We start from the raw sequence: 14854 nt of genomic DNA on the forward strand, positions 1-14854 counted from the left end.
CGTGGAGGAGGCGAAACGGAACGACGGACGTCAGAGCAGGCCCGCGACGAGCAGGAGGCCGACCGCGACCACTCCGGCGGCGTAGAAGATGGGGGCGACGCCGGCGGCGGCGTCGCTGGCGTTCTCGCGGTCGAGGGCGTCGGAGAGCCGACTCCGACCGACGTGGCTCAGCCCCGCGAGCGCGAACCACAGCGCCACCATCGCCAGCACGAGGTGACCGCGGCCGGTGCCCGTCAGCGACTCGACCTCGTAGCGCGTGCCGGCGAGGTGACCCCCCGTGGCGAACAGGACGACCGCTGCGAGCGTGGAGAACTGCGCGTACCGGCCGGTGAGCCAGTCGAGCGCCTCCGCTCCGAGACGCCCATCGCGAGCCGCCGGGACGACGAGCGCCGCCACGAACAGCGCCCAACCGGCCCAGACTCCGGCGAACAGCGTGTGCAGCAGTTCCATCGTCGCGTCGAGAACTGTCATCGGCGGAGCTTTCGCCGGACGGCTCAAATAGCTTCTGAAGACGCCGTCTCCAGCGTTCTCGCCCGGGCGAACGGGCCCGTGAACTCGGTCGTAGCGGTCGAGTCCAGCGCGGAACCACCGTCGACCCGCGGCCGGGAGAAGTCAGTCTGCATTTACGGGAAATCTGACGAAAGAAGGGTCGAAAAGCCCGATGCGGGACACAGACCGCTAGCTTGAAGGGACGTCGTCGCGCACGTTATCGGAGCGGAGCTACGCAACACTATGACCGCGAGCAACCGTCGCTGGGCGTGGCTGTCTATCGCTATCATCGGTCTCGGCGGGGTGGTCGCCAACCTGTTGTACTACGCGATGTACGGCGCGCTGCTGACGAACTACGGCGTCGGCGGCGTCTTCGTGTACGCCGCCCTCGGAATCGTCTCGGGATACGCCTACCGGTCGGAGCACGTGCCCGAGTCGACCGGTCCGGACTAGCGCGGCGGGTACGACGGCCGACCTCGCACGTCGCGCCCCCGGACGAGACGTCGACGTAGTCTCACCGACCGTCGAGCGACGAGGAGAAACACCGTCCGTACAGTTCGATACCGACTGCGCTACGACCGCGGCCGAATCAGCTGACTGCCTGTTCGGCTTCGGTCTCGGCGTCGTACTTGTCCTCGAACTCCTGGATCAACTGACCCATCTTCGCGTACCACTCGTTCAGCATCCGCTGCATGTCGTCGGTGACCTGGTCGGGGTCGGTCGGCCGGTAGACGTGGTAGTAACCGCCCTGGTCGTAGTTGACCTGTTCTTTCTGGATGAATCCTGACTGGAGCAGTCGCTGAATCGCCCGGTAGGCCGTCGAGCGCTCGCGGTCGATGCGGTCGGCGATCTCGTCGATGGTGAGCGGTTCCCCGCTCTCGACGACCACCTGGTAACACGTGCGGTCCAGTTCCTTCAGTCCGTGAATACACTCCAGCAGTCCCTCACACTCCATGTCCTGCTGGAGGTACTCTGCCATCGAGCTAGCCATCTCTTGTGGGTGAATAGGAACCAGAAGGATAAAAGGATTTTGCATGGTATCCACAAAACCATCCGCTAAGGCCGCGAGCGGACGGATTCAGTCCGCGCTCATCGCGTCCGCCGCGCGACCGTCGCGGATGTTCTTCACGCTGCTGTAGACCACGGCCCCGCTGACCATCAGCGCGGAGCCGAGTATCAGCGCGAGGCTGACGTCGGTGAGGACCGGAATGCCGTAGGCGTTTCCGATCTGGCGGAACGCCACGGCGATCGCACCGCCCAACAGCATGTATCCGAAGTACTGCTTGATCTCGTCCTCGTCGACGATGCTCGTGGCGGCCGACCCGACGCGCGCACCGAGCGCGCTCCCGGCCAAAAGCGGCGCGACGATCGAGAGTTCGACGCCGCCCGACTGGGCGTAGAGGAACGACCCGATGCCGCCCGAGAACACGATCTCGAACAGGTCGGTGCCGACCGCGATGGGAACGGGAACGCCGATGAGGTAGAACAGCGCGGGCATGCGGATGAACCCGCCGCCCACGCCGAGCAGCCCCGAGAGCAGGCCGGTGGCGAACGCCACGCTCAGTATCATCCACAGCGACACCTGAACGCCGCCGCGGAGCGACATCATCGGCGGAATCCGGTACTGCTGTATCTTCTTGGCGATGTCGGGGATGTCGTCGGCGTCGACCTCGGCGTCAGCGTCGGCGTCGTGGTCGATACCGCCGCCGTCTCCCGTCAGGGCCTCGTACGTGACGAACAGGCCGATACCGCCGAGCAGGACCACGTAGGTCACGCTGATGATGCTCCCGGCGAGGCCGAGCTCTTCGAGCAGCATCACGAGCTCCTTGCCGACCTCGATGCCGGCCGTCGTCCCGGCGATCATCAGCACCCCGAGCTTGTAGTCGACCTGTCCGAGGTCGCGGTGCTTGAGCGTCGCGATGACGGACGTGCCGAACACGAACGCCAGTCCGCTCCCGACGGCGACCTTCGGCGCGTATCCCATCACGAGCAGGGCCGGCGTGACGAGGAACGACCCGCCCATCCCGAAGAATCCGAAGAGGACCCCGATGAGAAGGCCGAACCCCGCGAACAGTGCCAGCGTCGCCAGCGCGATTCCGAACAGTTCCATCGTCACTCACCACTCACCGCGTCGAGCAACTGCGGCCCGACCGCGCGCGAGAGCGCGCCGTACCCCACGTACAGTACCATCGCCTCGGCGAGGACGACGCCGACCGTCGCCACGGCCAGTGCGTTTCCGCTGAGGGATTCGATTCCGAGCATACTTACCGTCCACCGTCCGTGGTGCAGTTCGGTTGTGTGTGTCTCATACTATTCTGCCTACTACCGGATAATGGACGGTAGGTAATAACGGTTTTGGGGTTGTCGCACAATATCGATGGCGAGAGAACCGGGTCGCGAGGGAAACTCCGACCGGGAAGTGGACCGACGGTCAGTCGACGGTCGCGGTGCCACCGTCGTTCCTCTGCAGTCGGCGAACGGGCACGCTGTCCCGAGTGTACGATATCGTTCGACCGGCGTCAGGGCGACGAACGGCTCCTTCGGTCGTCGATGCGGCAGTCGCTTTCCGGTGTCACCTCGGCGGGGCGGGACGGCGAGCCATGCGTTGCCGTCGCGGACGAGACGATAGGACCGGACCGTCAATAATGGTCGTGATTGTATCGTGCAATATAATCGCGGGAGAGGACCGTAAAAACGAGAGCGGTAAACGCGAGAAGAAGATTAGTCGGCGGTCGACGTCGCCGCGTTCGCTTCCGCGCGGCGTTTGCGCCAGAGCCCCTGGGCGTACGCGCCGATGAACATCCCGGCGACGCCGAGCAGCATGGGGTAGTTCCCGATGCCGACGCTGGCGTAGGCCGACCCGGGACAGATGCCCGAGACGCCCCACCCGACGCCGAAGATGGCGCCGCCCACCAGGACGTTCCTGTCGAACGACTTCAGGCGACGAGTGTACGCGTCGCCGGTGAGGGGTGCGCTGTCGAGGAACCGGGTCGCCACCGCGAACGTGATACCGCTGACGACCGCCGCGCCGCCCATCACGAACAGGAGGCCGAGGTCCTGCAACTGTAGGAAGTTCAGCACGACCTCCGGGCGGGCCATGTGGCTGTAACCGAGACCGAACCCGAACAGCAGTCCACCAGCCACGATGAGGAGCATGAACACGAGACCGCGTCCGTTCTCCTCGTCGCTTCGCGACTCACGGCTCACGGCGACACCCCCAGTGCCTGCACGAGGTTCGCCGTCCCGATGGCCACCGCCATGAACGTGACGACGTTGCTTATCGAGGTGAACGACGCCGACCCGACGCCACAGACGCCGTGACCGGACGTACAGCCCTTCCCGATGCGGGTGCCGACGCCGACGAGGACGCCCCCGCCGAGCAGTCGCCACCACTGCACGTCGGTCACCCACGGCTCACCGTGGAAGGCGAACTGGTAGACCGCCGCGCCGGCCACGATGCTGAGCGTGAAGACGACGCGCCAGTCCCGGGAGGCGACGTACTTCGGCTTTTGGAACCGGGGGACGTCGGAGACGTACGACAACGTCGATTCGAGGAACGTACTCGCCCCGGCGATGATTCCCGACCCGAGATAGATGACTGCGACACCGAGGCCGATGAGGAGGCCACCGATGGCGTAGTGGGAAATCCCGTTGGGGAACAACTCTGCGAACGTCAGCACTGGCAGTACACCTGTCATAGTTGGAATCGAGTGCCAATCAGTCGCTCGTCATGGCGTCCTGACTGGCGGCGCAGTTGTTCGGACCGAGTTCGAGTTCGAACGCCTCGTCGTCGCTGGCGTCCCGCTGGCCGAGGTTCGTCGCGATGATGTCCTCGTAGTTGGCGGGACGCGGCGGCATGTCCGAGAGTACGAACTCGACGAACTCGTCGCGGTCCATCGAGAGCGCGTCCATCGACGCCTCGAGTTCGCCGACGGTGGCCGTGTAGGTGCCGTCGTCGGCCTGGTCGGCGGCGTCGCTGAAGTGCGCCGGAGCGACGACGGTGTCGTCCGGCAGCGAGAGGACGCGGTCCTGGAGCGTGTCGTACAGCGTCCCGGCGGCGTCGGGCGCGCCCTCGTCGCCCTCTTCGAGGTCGGGGCGAGCGACGCTCTCGGTGAACAGTCCGTCGCCCGTAAAGAGGACGTCCCCCACGCGGTAGGAGGTCATACCAGTAGTGTGGCCCGGCGCGTGGATAACTTCGACGGTCGCGGCACCGACCGCCAGTTCCTCGCCGTCCGCGACCGCGCGGTAGTCGGCGTCGTAGTCGACGCCGCGGTCCTCCGCGGGGGCGGGGACGACCGCCTCGGCGTCGGTCTTCCGGCCGAGTTCGCGGACGCCGCTGACGTGGTCGGCGTGGACGTGCGTGTCGATGGCGTACTTGAGGTCCGCGCCGTACTCCTCGGCGTCGGCGACGTACTCGTCTGCGAACTCCCTGAGCGGGTCGACGACCGCGGCCTCACCGTCGTCGACGACGAGGTAGCTCAGGCAGCCGCTGGATGGGCGCTGGTACTGGACGACCGTCGCGTCGGCGTCGCTCTCTATCTCCGCGCGCTCGTAGATGCGCGCCCAGCCGTTCATCCCCTCCGCGAGGTGGTTCACGTCGTAGTCGCGCTCGGCCAGGAGCCCGGCGACGTACTCGCTGGAGCCGCCCTTGGCGCAGAGGACCGTTATCTCCTCGTCCTCGGGGAGGTCCGCGAACAGTTCGTCGTCGGGGTCGTCACCGAGCAGGTTGAAGTACGGAACGTTGACCGTCTCGACGTTCTCCCCCTCTATCTTCCACTCCTCGTGCTCGTTTTCCGCTCGAACGTCGAAGAGCGTCACGTCCTCGCCCGCGTCGATGCGGGACTTCAGCTGCTCGGGCGTGATCGACTCGACCTCGACGTCCGGGGTCGGAAACTCGGGTTCGTTCATGTACACTTCCATCTACCGGACGGAGACACATAAGGGTTTGCATAGTATTTTGCAATACATACAATACCCTTGGCTGATATCGGCGCCCTCTTTCTCCCTCGGCGTCTTCTACTAGTTGAAACTCGCGCGCAGACGCGCTCTCGGACCTCTCTCGGTACGGCCGCTGAGCGGGTCGGCTACGTCATCGGAAATGGTATTTCGCGTTCGACCCACGAACCAACACACTTTTAACCGAAGGAGCGGTATTGTTCTCTAAGCCCAATACGAACCACGGGTGATTACCAACAATGAGTACGGAATTCAACGTCACGGAGACGCTCGACGTGAAAGGACTCGGCTGCCCGATGCCCGTCGTCAAGACCAAGCAGTCCATCGACTCGCTCGACGAGGACGGAGTGCTGGAGGTCGTCGCGACGGACTCCGGCAGCATGAGCGACATCAAGGGCTGGGCGAACACGACCAACGGCGTCGAGCTCCTCGACCAGGAGGAGAACGACGAGGGCGGCGAGACCGTCTACCGCCACTACGTCCGGAAGACGGAGTGAGCCCATGAGCACGGACACGCCAGACCCGAACGAATCGACGGACGCTCCCGGTAGCGACGCCGACGCCATCGACGAGTCGGCCCTCCGGGAGCGGATAGACGAACTCGAAGGGGAGCTGTCGGACCTCAGGAGCGAGGTGGGCGAGGGGCAGAAGAAGATGACCATCATCGCCACCAAGGGGACGCTCGACATGGCGTACCCGCCGCTCATCCTCGCCAGCACCGCCGCGGCCTTCGGCTGGGACGTCGTCGTCTTCCACACGTTCTGGGGACTCGACATCCTCCACGAGAAGAAGTCGAAGGAGCTCAAACTCAGCGCGGTGGGCAACCCGAGCATGCCGATGCCGAACGCGGTCGCCGCGCTCCCGTTCATGGACTCCATGGCGACGAAGATGATGGAGCGCAAGATAGACGAGAACGGGACGGCGACCATCGAGGAGCTCGTCGACCTGTCGCTGGAGAGCGGCGTCGAACTCCAGGCCTGCCAGATGACGATGGACCTGATGGACTACGACGACGCCGACCTCTACGACGGCGTCGTCTCCGACGTCGGCGCGGCCACCGCGCTCGAACACATGGCGGACGCCGACATCCAGCTGCTCGTCTGACGACTCCCCCTCGATTTCTCCGCGGTTATCGCCTCTTTTCGCGCCCGCACGCCAGGGCCGCCTCCGTTTTACGGCAGCCCCGCGTAGGCGTTCGCATGTCCTCGAGAACCGGCCAGGGTATCGTCTCGCGGCGACGGAACGCGGTCGCCGCGTGGCTGCTGGTCGCCTGTCTCGCCGCCGCGACCCTGGCGAGCGCCAGCGCCGGTGACCTCCTCTGGGCCGGGTTCGGCGTCGCGGCCATCGCGGTCGTCGTCGTGCCGAGCGTCGCGTACCGGCGGTGGACCGCCACGCTCCCCTGGGAGGTCCTCGCCTTCGTCGCCCTCCCGTTCGCCGGCCAGCCGCTCGGACTCCTCCCCCGGCCGGCCGCGACGTTCCTCGTCGTCCCCGCGCTGGCGCTCGCCATCGTGGTCGAGTTCGACGCCTTCACCGCCGTCGAGATGTCGCCCGGGTTCGCCGTCCTCTTCGCGGTCACGACGACGATGGCGACGGCCGGCGCGTGGGCGGTCGTCCAGTGGGTCGCGGACCTCACGCTCGGCACGCAGAACCTCACCGGACTCCGCCAGGTGATGTGGTCGCTGGTCGCAGCGACCGGAGCGGGAGTCGTCGCCGGCGCCCTCTTCGCCGCCTACTTCCGACGGGTCGACGCACAGCGTCTCGGCTTCCGTACCGGCGAGTCGCGCGAGCGAGCCGCACCGCCACGGACGTCGGACCGGGCGTCCGGGCGTCGCCTCCAGCTGTCGGACCGCCGCCAGCAGCAACTCGTCCGCGCGTTCCAGCTCGCGCTGGTCGCCGTCCTGTTCGTCGGCGTCGCGCGTGCGAGCGTGGGAATCGTGGTCAACGCCGGCGTCGCGCTCGTCCTGCTGGAGCTGCCGGGGGTGCTCGAACGAAACTACCGGCTCCCCATCGACACCGGACTGCTGCTGTGGATCGTCGTCCCCGTCTTTCTCCACGCCATCGGGACGGTAGGGTTGTACCAGTCCATCGGCCTGTGGGACCAGCTCACCCACGCCATGTCGGCGTCGCTGGTCGCCGCGGCGGGCTACACGACGGTTCGGGCGTTCGACGTCCACTACGAGGACGTCTACCTTCCGCAGAAGTTCGTGGCCGCGTTCATCCTCCTCTTCACGCTCGCGTTCGGCGTCCTCTGGGAGCTGCTGGAGTTCGCACTCGACGGCCTCGCGTCGGCGACCGGCACCGAGAGCGTCCTGGCGCAGTACAGCCTCGCGAACACGATGCTCGACCTCGTCTTCGACGCGGTCGGCGGCGTCGTCGTCGCCCTCTGGGGTGCCGCCCACCTCTCGGACGTCTCCCAGACGCTCGCCGCGCGACTGACCGCCGAACGAGAGTCGGAGTGACCCGTAGGAGAAGCCGTCGGACAGCGGAAACGGTGGACTGCTACGCGAGCCGAGACGCCTCAGCGGACCAGCGGCGCTACCTCGTCGCCGAGGCGCTCGATGCACTCGACCATCGCGTCGGTGCCGATGCCGGGGTGGTACGTGCGGAAGACGAAGTGAACGTCGTCGCCCAGGGCCTCGCGGTACGCGTCGAGTTCGTCGGCGACCTGTTCGGGCGTCCCGAAGATGGCCTGCTCTCGTAGCTCCCGCTTGCGGTCGTCGTCGAGTTCCTCGACCGCCTCGCCAGAGAAGATCTCGGCGTAGCGGCGCTGGATGTAGAAGTAGCCGGGCTTCATCGTCTCCCACGCGTCCTCGCGGGAGTCGCCGACGAACCCGTGCTGGAGGACGTACACGTCGAAGTCGTCGTCGAGACCCTCTCGTTCGCGGACGTCGCGGATGTCCTCGACGCGTTTGCGGACGCCCTCGACGGAGAGCGCGGAGGGTGCACACCACGCGTCGGCCTCCCGCGCCGCGCGCCGTACCGCCGGTTTCGCCGACCCGCCGAACAGCACCGGCACGTCCGACTCGGGCTTCGGCGTCACCGTCACGTTCGGCGACACGTCGTGGAACTCCGCGTCGTAGTCGAGCGGACCGTCGGACCACGCGGCCCGCAGGACGTTCGTCGTGTCCCGCAGGCGCTCGACGCGTTCGTCGCGCGGGACGCCGAACGCCTCGAACTCCGCGGGGTTCGAACCGATGGCCAGCCCCAGCGTGAGCCGACCGTCCGCGAGCAGGTCGACAGTCGCGGCGTCCTCCGCGAGACGCACCGGGTCGTACAGCGGTGCGAGCGCGATGCAGGTCCCGATTTCCACGTCGTCGGTACGGGCCGCCAGCGCACCCAGCGACGGCATCGTGGCGGGGAGGTAGCCGTCCTCCGCGAAGTGGTGTTCGGACACCCAGGCGCTGTCGAGGCCGGCGTCGTCGATGGCCTCGCCGAGTTCCAGCATCTCGTCGTAGATGGCGCTCGTCGAACGGTCGTCGTCCGGGCGGCGCTGGCAGGTGAACAGTCCCGTGCCGAGTTGCATGCTCGAACCGTCGGAGGGGCGGACCTTAACGATTGATGAAACGAGGGTGCGGGCGACCGGTCGTCGCCGGTCCCGGTCATGACGGTGCGGAAGTAGCCCGTCTTGTCCTCGCGGTCAGTGGTCGATTCGCGTTATCTCCTCGACGGGCCACTGGCTCAGAATCTCGACGCCGTTCTCCCGGACGACGACCATCTCCTCGACGCGAACCCCCTGGTTCTCGGCGGGTTCCATCGTCTCGACGGCCATCGTCATCCCCTCCTCTATCTCGATGGGGTGGTCGGGCGAGAGACCGCGCCATATCAGCGGCACCTCGTACAGTTGCAGGCCGAGGCCGTGCGCCCAGTGGTTGGTCGTCATCTGCCAGTGCTCGTCGGCGTCGTACCAGTCGGCGTGCTCGCCCTCCATGTCCGGGAAACCCTCCGCTATCTCGTCCGTGGTCGCGCCGGGTTCGATGCGTTCGAGCACGTCGTAGAGATTGTCCCGGGCCGTCTCGTAGGCGTCTCGCTGCGCCCGGGTCGGCTCGCCGACCGAGAAGGTGCGGTAGTAACAGGAGCGATAGCCCATGAAGCCGATGTTGTAGAAGTCGGCGTAGACGAGGTCGCCGGGACGGACGATGCGGTCGGTCGTGTTGGCCTGGTGTTTCGGCCAGGTGTTCGGGCCGGAGGTGAGATAGCCGCCCTGGACCATCGCGCCGAGTCGCCAGAGTTCCCTCGTCGCGTCGCCCCAGATCTCCGACTCGCGCTTGCCGGGTTTCGCGCTCTCGGTGATGGCCTGGAAGCCGGCCTCGCAGATGGCGGCGACCATCCGCAGACACTCTATCTCGTCCCGGGTCTTGACCTTCCGGGCGTCCTCCATCGCCTGCGCGCACTCGCCCGGGCGGACGTCGACGCCGCGCTCCTCGAACTTCGAGACGAGGTGGGCGTTGCCCACGTCGATACCCATCGGCTCCTTGTGCACGCCGTACTCCTCCATCGCCGCCACGACGAGGTCGACCATCTTGCCCTTCAGCCAGTCCCTGGCCGAGTCTCGCCCGGACGCGCGGGGAACGTTACCGAGGCCCGGCGCGGCGTACCGGACGTCGTCCAGCCACGGACAGTTGAACCGCTGGTTGCTCGCGTGGTCGGCGGTGTCCCAGTGGACGACGTCGCCGTCCTCCGTGAGCAGCGTGTAGTGGTCCGCGCCGGACCCGCCGGTCATGGCCAGCCCCGTCACGTAGCGGACGTTCGGGTCGTTGATGAGGAGCATGCTTCCCAGACCCTGTTCGCGCATCTTCTCCAGGGCGCGCTCCTTGCGTCGTTCGCGCAGGCGCTGGAAGTTTATCCGTTCCTCCCAGTCGACGGCCATGGTCCCGCGCGTACCCTCCATGAAGTCACGCTGGTAGAATCCCATGTCCGGCGCTACTCCGAGGCGAGTAATGAAAGTAGGTGATACTTCTCGACGGCGGCGGTCGTCTCATCTGGCGAGCGTTCGGACACACCTGAACGTCGGCGACTGCCAGTACGTCGGCTACGGGACCCTCGGAGAGCCCCTCGAACGCCCGGCGTCCGGAACCGTCGAACGGCGGTTACTCCGTGCGTTCTCTCACCCGTTCGAGTGTGGGCTGCTCTCTCATCTGTTCGAGCTTTGACTGGGCCGTCGTTCGCGTCTCGCCGACCACGGCACCGACGAAGGCGCCGATGGCGCCGCCGGTGCTCGCGGCGTTTCGACTGAACAGGCCACCGACGGCGGCGCCGATTGCTCCACCGATGGCGGCGTGACGAGCGCGGTTCACTGCGCGTTTGAAGCGGTGAAAACGCATACGTACATCTTGGTCGTCCGTACAGATAAAGCCACTCGCGGATTCACGCGCTCGTGTCTCCCCGTATCGACTCGTTCCGGTCGCGCTCGTCCCTTCGAATCGCGACGTTCGCGTCGTCCGAACGGGGATTTCGCGGTGGCGTCCGGCGGCGGAGCCGTCTCCGTGTGGTTTTATGACCATTCCGGCTGACACTGCAACCATGTACAAGCACGTCGCCCTGCTCGTCCGGCAGGAAGGGACGAGCCACGAGGAGTTCGTCGACCACTGGCAGAACGAACACACTCCCATCGCCCGCGACATCGAGGGCGTCGTCCGGTATCAGACCGTCCTCCCCACCGACCCCGAGAACGCCGAGTTCGACGGACTGGCGGAGCTCTACTTCGAGGACCTCTCGGACCTCCACGACGCGCTCGGGTCGCCGGGGTCGCGGGACTACGACCCGACAAAGGAGGTTGCGGCGAAGGCCCGCGAGGACGTGGACAACTTCCTCGACGTGGAGCGTCGCCCCCGGTTCATCGGCGAGGAGATCGTCCAGAAGGACGAGGTCGACGGCGACACCGACGGCCTCTACAAGCACTCCGCGTTCCTCGTTCGACAGGAGGACATGACCCACGAGGAGTTCGTCGACCACTGGCAGAACGAACACACTCCCATCGCCCGCGAGATAGACGGCGTCGTCCGGTACGCGACCGTCCTCCCCACCGACCCCGAGAACGCCGAGTTCGACGGCGTCGCCGAACTGTACTTCGAGGACCTCGACAAACTGTACGACGCGCTGGGTAGCGAGGGCTCGCGGGACTACGACCCCGACAAGGGGAAGGCGAAGGAGGCCCGCGAGGACGTGGACAACTTCCTCGCCGTCGACGAGCGACCGCGGTTCATCGGCCGAGAGCGCCTGGTGAAAGACGAGACCGGCGAGTAGCCGCCGCTCGTCGCAGGCGTCCTCGCGGCCCGGGCGACGGCGACCGTCGGTCCGGCACCGCCGCCCGAAAAGGAGAGTCGGGAGTCCCGTTACGGACGGACGTAGGCGTAACCGTCGTCCTGGAGCCGCGTCAGTTCGGCCGCGCCCGAGGATACGGTCTCGACGCCGTCGACGAGGTCGGACTCCTCCAGGTCCTTGAGGTCGAGCGTGTTGCTACACGCCTTGAACGAGATGCCCGCGTCCAGCAGCGACTCGACGACGTCGCTGTGCGTGCCGCCCTTCGTCAGCGGCTCGATACCGTTCGCCTGCGCGACGACCGCGATGTCGTTCATGTCCACCGTCTCGTCCTTCGAGAGGTTCTCCGCGATGGTCAGGCCGGTCTTCTGCTGGTCCTCGTCGCCCGCGATGAGGTGGAATACGGTTTTCATACGTGGGAAGGTGGGCCCGGTCGCGCAAGTGAGTGCTGGCCGCGACAGCGAGGGGCCGGTCGACGTCGGCGGGGACGGCACCGGAGGTCGGGGGACCGAGCGATGGAGTCGACGAACCCGCCCGTCGGAGCGTCGCGGACGTCCCTTCGACGCCGTCCGGTGCCAACGCCGGGAGCGGAACCGGCCCGCGCGAGCGGAAAGTCACGAACCATTACGTACCAGCGCGCCGACCGGACGAACATGAACGGCGACCCGGACTACGAGACGCAGGTTCGAGAGGCGTTTCCGGAACTTGACGACATCGAGGACGACGGCCTCCGCGAGAAGGTGGTCGAGGCGTGGGTGCTCGGCCTCGAACGCGGCGGCTGGCGGGACATCCGGGACGTTCCCTACGCCTGGAACATCCACGAGGTGACGAACGTCGAGCACGTCCGCGGGGTCACCCGCATCGCCCAGCGCAGCGCCGAGGAGCAGCGCGAGTTCCACGGTGCCGACCCGGACGAGGACGTGGTCGTCGCCGCCTGCCTGCTCCACGACGTCGGAAAGTGCTACGAGTACGTCGACCACGTCGACGACGAGACGCTGCTCGACCCGGACCCGACGTACGCCACCGAGGAGGTGCCCCACTCGCTGTCGGGGTACGCGCTCGCCCACGAGGTCGGCTGTCCGCTCGCCGTCCAGCGCGCCATCCCCCACTTCCTCGGCGAGGTACCCAAACGCACCCTGGAGGCGGAACTCGTCAAGAGCGCCAACTCCGCGAGTTCGAACGCCATCACCCAGTCCGCGATGGGCATCACGCTCCAAGAGTGGGTCGAACAGTACAGCCAGACGAGCGACTGACACGAACCCCAGAGAGGGGAGAGGCTTTTCACCGTGGCTCCCGCCGTACCAGGTATGCGACCGAGCGACCTGACGACCCTCGTCGACGGCCTGCTCCACGACGAGACGCAGGTGACCGAGCGCGGTCTGGATCTCACGGTGAACGAGGTCTACGTCGTCGACGACGCCGGCCGCGTCGACTTCGGCGGCGGAGAACTCGAAGACGCGACCCTCTCGCCCCACGAGAAGCAGTGGCGAAACGAGGACGACGACTACCAGTGGTGGCGTCTCGACGGCGGTCAGTATCTCGTCGAGTACAACGAGAGCCTGCGGGTGGACCGCCCGCTGCAGGTCCAGACGCGGGACGAACTGCTCGCCCGCGGCGCGTTCCACCCCAGCCTCCGGGTGACGTCGCTGGACCGCGTCCCGCTCGCCGTCCCTCCGGGCGGCCTCCAGCTGAAGGAGAACGCGCGCGTCTCGACGCTGCTGCCGCCGGAAGGCGACGAGTGAACGGTGAACGGCAGACCGACCTGTTCGACTGTCCATCTTTATCGCGGACTGTCACGAAGAAGGGAGCATGAGCGAAGCACTCTACGCCGACCGTCCGGACGTGTACGACGCGCTGTACGCGGACAAGGAGTACGACGCGGAGGTCGAGTTCGTCGTCGAACAGTTCGAAGCCAAGGGGAACGGCGGCGACCGCGCGCTGGTCGTCGGCTGTGGCACCGGCGAGCATAGCACGCGACTCCGCGAGCGCGGGTTCGAGGTGACGGGCGTGGACCGGTACGAGGCGATGGTCGAGCGCGCGCGAACGAAGTCCGACGCGGAGTTCCGCGTCGGTCGGCTACCGGACCTGCCGGTCGACGACGAGTTCGACCTCGTCTTCCTCCCGTTCACCGTCGTCGACCACCTCCCGCCGGAGGCGTTCGCGCCGAGCCTGCGGGCGCTCGCCGACGCGCTGGCCGACGATGGCCTCCTGGTCTTCGACACGATGGGCGAGCGACCGCCGGAGCCGACGGCGCTGCAACTGTACACGTACGACCGACCGGAGGGAACGTACGCCCGCCTCGTCCAGAAACGTCCGTTCGGCGACCGGCGGGTCCGCTGGGACTCGCTCGTGGTCACGCCCGACGGCGACGTCTTCGCCGACGTCCACGACCTGACGGACTACGACCGGGCCGTCGTGGTCGGCGCGCTGGAGGTGCTGGGGCTGTCGGTCGAGACGTTCGGCTGGTACGGCGATACCGAACAGGAGGGGTACGACGCGACCGTCTTCGTGGCGAGCGCGGGGTCAGGTTCCCGGTAACACGTCGCCGAGCGACGCGCCGACCGCCATGACGATGGCGGTCACCGTCACCTGCCCGGCCGCTATCCAGGGCGTCGTCCACTCGACGCGACCCCAGAGGGTCATCAGCCCGAGCGCCATCCCGCCGGAGACGAGCAGGATGCTGACCAGCCGAACGGGGACGACGCCGAGTATCAGGTCCTCCGGAAACCGTCGGAACTCCACGGCGTGGAGGATGCCGAGCACGAGCGTGACGCCGAACGCGACCGTCAGCGCGAGCAGCGGCGGCTGTCGCCCGATGAACCGTCCGATGGTCAGCGTCCCGTCCTCGACGACCATCGGGACGCCGAAGACGAAGCTCCCGACCATCGCCTCACCGACGTCGCGCGAGTCGAAGGTGTCCCTGAGTCGGCCGATGGTGCCGTGAGGGCGCGCCCGGCGGAGCACCCGCATCGTCTCCCGGACCTGCCGCAGTTCCTCGTCGGCGTCGACGAGTTCCTCCAGTTGTTCGAGTTCGTCGAACACGTCGTCGATGTCCGGTTCGGCGTCGGCGTCGACCGACGCCTGGTCCCGCTCGCTGTCTGCCGACGGACCGCCGCCCGGCGCGTCGGCCGCTCGCTGGTCGCTGCTCACG

At 67.0% G+C, this 14854-nt stretch carries 20 protein-coding genes; 8 read left to right on the forward strand and 12 right to left on the reverse strand.

The genetic code is table 11. The features are described 5' to 3' along the window. Positions 1 to 30: 30 nt before the first annotated feature. Positions 31 to 471: a CopD family protein gene (locus tag ACTF4R_RS13655; protein ID WP_440008436.1), complete on the reverse strand. Its 441-nt coding sequence runs from the start codon at positions 469 to 471 to the stop codon at positions 31 to 33. Between the two features lie 261 nt (positions 472 to 732). Here ACTF4R_RS13655 and ACTF4R_RS13660 point away from each other — a divergent pair, with 261 nt between their 5' ends. Continuing rightward, the gene (locus tag ACTF4R_RS13660) at positions 733 to 942 is read left to right on the forward strand and encodes a hypothetical protein (RefSeq protein ID WP_440008437.1); all 210 of its coding nucleotides are present in this window, start codon (positions 733 to 735) and stop codon (positions 940 to 942) included. A gap of 136 nt (positions 943 to 1078) precedes the next feature. Here ACTF4R_RS13660 and ACTF4R_RS13665 read toward each other — a convergent pair whose 3' ends face one another. From ACTF4R_RS13665 to ACTF4R_RS13690, 6 genes are all read right to left on the reverse strand, one after another. Further along, on the reverse strand, positions 1079 to 1480 hold the full coding sequence (locus tag ACTF4R_RS13665) for a helix-turn-helix domain-containing protein (RefSeq protein WP_433629828.1): 402 nt from the start codon (positions 1478 to 1480) through the stop codon (positions 1079 to 1081). 87 nt (positions 1481 to 1567) lie between these two features. Continuing rightward, positions 1568 to 2599, reverse strand: coding sequence for a sulfite exporter TauE/SafE family protein (locus ACTF4R_RS13670; RefSeq protein WP_440008438.1), 1032 nt, complete (start codon positions 2597 to 2599; stop codon positions 1568 to 1570). Between the two features lie 2 nt (positions 2600 to 2601). Next, a complete protein-coding gene (locus ACTF4R_RS13675; RefSeq protein WP_440008439.1) occupies positions 2602 to 2751 on the reverse strand; it encodes a DUF7512 family protein in 150 nt (49 codons plus the stop codon). Positions 2752 to 3210: 459 nt separating this feature from the next. Further along, positions 3211 to 3645: a DUF6691 family protein gene (locus ACTF4R_RS13680; RefSeq protein WP_440008496.1), complete on the reverse strand. Its 435-nt coding sequence runs from the start codon at positions 3643 to 3645 to the stop codon at positions 3211 to 3213. Positions 3646 to 3692: 47 nt separating this feature from the next. Then, positions 3693 to 4187: a YeeE/YedE family protein gene (locus tag ACTF4R_RS13685; RefSeq protein ID WP_440008440.1), complete on the reverse strand. Its 495-nt coding sequence runs from the start codon at positions 4185 to 4187 to the stop codon at positions 3693 to 3695. A 19-nt stretch (positions 4188 to 4206) separates the two neighbouring features. Further along, a complete protein-coding gene (locus ACTF4R_RS13690) occupies positions 4207 to 5397 on the reverse strand; it encodes an MBL fold metallo-hydrolase (RefSeq protein ID WP_440008441.1) in 1191 nt (396 codons plus the stop codon). Between the two features lie 287 nt (positions 5398 to 5684). Here ACTF4R_RS13690 and ACTF4R_RS13695 point away from each other — a divergent pair, with 287 nt between their 5' ends. From ACTF4R_RS13695 to ACTF4R_RS13705, 3 genes are all read left to right on the forward strand, one after another. Continuing rightward, positions 5685 to 5942: a sulfurtransferase TusA family protein gene (locus ACTF4R_RS13695; protein ID WP_440008442.1), complete on the forward strand. Its 258-nt coding sequence runs from the start codon at positions 5685 to 5687 to the stop codon at positions 5940 to 5942. A 4-nt stretch (positions 5943 to 5946) separates the two neighbouring features. After that, a complete protein-coding gene (locus ACTF4R_RS13700; protein ID WP_440008443.1) occupies positions 5947 to 6549 on the forward strand; it encodes a DsrE/DsrF/DrsH-like family protein in 603 nt (200 codons plus the stop codon). 95 nt (positions 6550 to 6644) lie between these two features. Then, a complete protein-coding gene (locus tag ACTF4R_RS13705) occupies positions 6645 to 7904 on the forward strand; it encodes a DUF2238 domain-containing protein (RefSeq protein ID WP_440008444.1) in 1260 nt (419 codons plus the stop codon). A gap of 59 nt (positions 7905 to 7963) precedes the next feature. On the opposite strand, the gene ACTF4R_RS13710 is transcribed toward ACTF4R_RS13705, so the two are convergent. The 3 genes from ACTF4R_RS13710 to ACTF4R_RS13720 all read right to left on the reverse strand — a co-directional run bounded on the left by ACTF4R_RS13710 (position 7964) and on the right by ACTF4R_RS13720 (position 10766). Then, complete coding sequence (locus ACTF4R_RS13710) at positions 7964 to 8968, reverse strand: LLM class flavin-dependent oxidoreductase (RefSeq protein ID WP_440008445.1); 1005 nt, start codon at positions 8966 to 8968, stop codon at positions 7964 to 7966. A 114-nt stretch (positions 8969 to 9082) separates the two neighbouring features. Next, complete coding sequence (locus tag ACTF4R_RS13715; protein ID WP_440008446.1) at positions 9083 to 10357, reverse strand: M24 family metallopeptidase; 1275 nt, start codon at positions 10355 to 10357, stop codon at positions 9083 to 9085. A 175-nt stretch (positions 10358 to 10532) separates the two neighbouring features. Then, positions 10533 to 10766 carry a YMGG-like glycine zipper-containing protein gene (locus ACTF4R_RS13720; RefSeq protein ID WP_440008447.1) on the reverse strand — a complete coding sequence of 78 codons (234 nt, stop codon included), beginning with the start codon at positions 10764 to 10766 and terminating at the stop codon, positions 10533 to 10535. Positions 10767 to 10965: 199 nt separating this feature from the next. Here ACTF4R_RS13720 and ACTF4R_RS13725 point away from each other — a divergent pair, with 199 nt between their 5' ends. Next, positions 10966 to 11688, forward strand: coding sequence for an EthD domain-containing protein (locus ACTF4R_RS13725; RefSeq protein WP_440008448.1), 723 nt, complete (start codon positions 10966 to 10968; stop codon positions 11686 to 11688). Positions 11689 to 11777: 89 nt separating this feature from the next. Here ACTF4R_RS13725 and ACTF4R_RS13730 read toward each other — a convergent pair whose 3' ends face one another. After that, positions 11778 to 12116, reverse strand: coding sequence for a DsrE family protein (locus ACTF4R_RS13730; RefSeq protein ID WP_440008449.1), 339 nt, complete (start codon positions 12114 to 12116; stop codon positions 11778 to 11780). 240 nt (positions 12117 to 12356) lie between these two features. Here ACTF4R_RS13730 and ACTF4R_RS13735 point away from each other — a divergent pair, with 240 nt between their 5' ends. From ACTF4R_RS13735 to ACTF4R_RS13745, 3 genes are all read left to right on the forward strand, one after another. Continuing rightward, positions 12357 to 12956, forward strand: a complete 600-nt coding sequence (locus ACTF4R_RS13735; RefSeq protein WP_440008450.1) for an HD domain-containing protein — start codon at positions 12357 to 12359, stop codon at positions 12954 to 12956. 54 nt (positions 12957 to 13010) lie between these two features. After that, positions 13011 to 13445 carry a dCTP deaminase/dUTPase family protein gene (locus ACTF4R_RS13740; protein WP_440008451.1) on the forward strand — a complete coding sequence of 145 codons (435 nt, stop codon included), beginning with the start codon at positions 13011 to 13013 and terminating at the stop codon, positions 13443 to 13445. Positions 13446 to 13512: 67 nt separating this feature from the next. Then, positions 13513 to 14241: a class I SAM-dependent methyltransferase gene (locus ACTF4R_RS13745; RefSeq protein ID WP_440008452.1), complete on the forward strand. Its 729-nt coding sequence runs from the start codon at positions 13513 to 13515 to the stop codon at positions 14239 to 14241. On the opposite strand, the gene ACTF4R_RS13750 is transcribed toward ACTF4R_RS13745, so the two are convergent. After that, positions 14227 to 14853, reverse strand: a complete 627-nt coding sequence (locus ACTF4R_RS13750; RefSeq protein ID WP_440008453.1) for a hypothetical protein — start codon at positions 14851 to 14853, stop codon at positions 14227 to 14229. The genes ACTF4R_RS13745 and ACTF4R_RS13750 overlap by 15 nt on opposite strands. Position 14854: the final 1 nt, after the last annotated feature.

This window comes from Halomicrococcus pelagicus, from assembly GCF_051917725.1.
In the GTDB taxonomy this organism is placed as follows: domain Archaea; phylum Halobacteriota; class Halobacteria; order Halobacteriales; family Haladaptataceae; genus Halomicrococcus.

Bases quoted from the DNA above. Each gene is read 5' to 3' on its own strand.
- ACTF4R_RS13655 (WP_440008436.1), bottom strand. From the start codon at position 471: ATGACAGTTCTCGACGCGACGATGGAACTGCTGCACACGCTGTTCGCC.
- ACTF4R_RS13660 (WP_440008437.1), top strand. From the start codon at position 733: ATGACCGCGAGCAACCGTCGCTGGGCGTGGCTGTCTATCGCTATCATC.
- ACTF4R_RS13665 (WP_433629828.1), bottom strand. From the start codon at position 1,480: ATGGCTAGCTCGATGGCAGAGTACCTCCAGCAGGACATGGAGTGTGAG.
- ACTF4R_RS13670 (WP_440008438.1), bottom strand. From the start codon at position 2,599: ATGGAACTGTTCGGAATCGCGCTGGCGACGCTGGCACTGTTCGCGGGG.
- ACTF4R_RS13675 (WP_440008439.1), bottom strand. From the start codon at position 2,751: ATGCTCGGAATCGAATCCCTCAGCGGAAACGCACTGGCCGTGGCGACG.
- ACTF4R_RS13680 (WP_440008496.1), bottom strand. From the start codon at position 3,645: ATGCTCCTCATCGTGGCTGGTGGACTGCTGTTCGGGTTCGGTCTCGGT.
- ACTF4R_RS13685 (WP_440008440.1), bottom strand. From the start codon at position 4,187: ATGACAGGTGTACTGCCAGTGCTGACGTTCGCAGAGTTGTTCCCCAAC.
- ACTF4R_RS13690 (WP_440008441.1), bottom strand. From the start codon at position 5,397: ATGAACGAACCCGAGTTTCCGACCCCGGACGTCGAGGTCGAGTCGATC.
- ACTF4R_RS13695 (WP_440008442.1), top strand. From the start codon at position 5,685: ATGAGTACGGAATTCAACGTCACGGAGACGCTCGACGTGAAAGGACTC.
- ACTF4R_RS13700 (WP_440008443.1), top strand. From the start codon at position 5,947: ATGAGCACGGACACGCCAGACCCGAACGAATCGACGGACGCTCCCGGT.
- ACTF4R_RS13705 (WP_440008444.1), top strand. From the start codon at position 6,645: ATGTCCTCGAGAACCGGCCAGGGTATCGTCTCGCGGCGACGGAACGCG.
- ACTF4R_RS13710 (WP_440008445.1), bottom strand. From the start codon at position 8,968: ATGCAACTCGGCACGGGACTGTTCACCTGCCAGCGCCGCCCGGACGAC.
- ACTF4R_RS13715 (WP_440008446.1), bottom strand. From the start codon at position 10,357: ATGGGATTCTACCAGCGTGACTTCATGGAGGGTACGCGCGGGACCATG.
- ACTF4R_RS13720 (WP_440008447.1), bottom strand. From the start codon at position 10,766: ATGCGTTTTCACCGCTTCAAACGCGCAGTGAACCGCGCTCGTCACGCC.
- ACTF4R_RS13725 (WP_440008448.1), top strand. From the start codon at position 10,966: ATGTACAAGCACGTCGCCCTGCTCGTCCGGCAGGAAGGGACGAGCCAC.
- ACTF4R_RS13730 (WP_440008449.1), bottom strand. From the start codon at position 12,116: ATGAAAACCGTATTCCACCTCATCGCGGGCGACGAGGACCAGCAGAAG.
- ACTF4R_RS13735 (WP_440008450.1), top strand. From the start codon at position 12,357: ATGAACGGCGACCCGGACTACGAGACGCAGGTTCGAGAGGCGTTTCCG.
- ACTF4R_RS13740 (WP_440008451.1), top strand. From the start codon at position 13,011: ATGCGACCGAGCGACCTGACGACCCTCGTCGACGGCCTGCTCCACGAC.
- ACTF4R_RS13745 (WP_440008452.1), top strand. From the start codon at position 13,513: ATGAGCGAAGCACTCTACGCCGACCGTCCGGACGTGTACGACGCGCTG.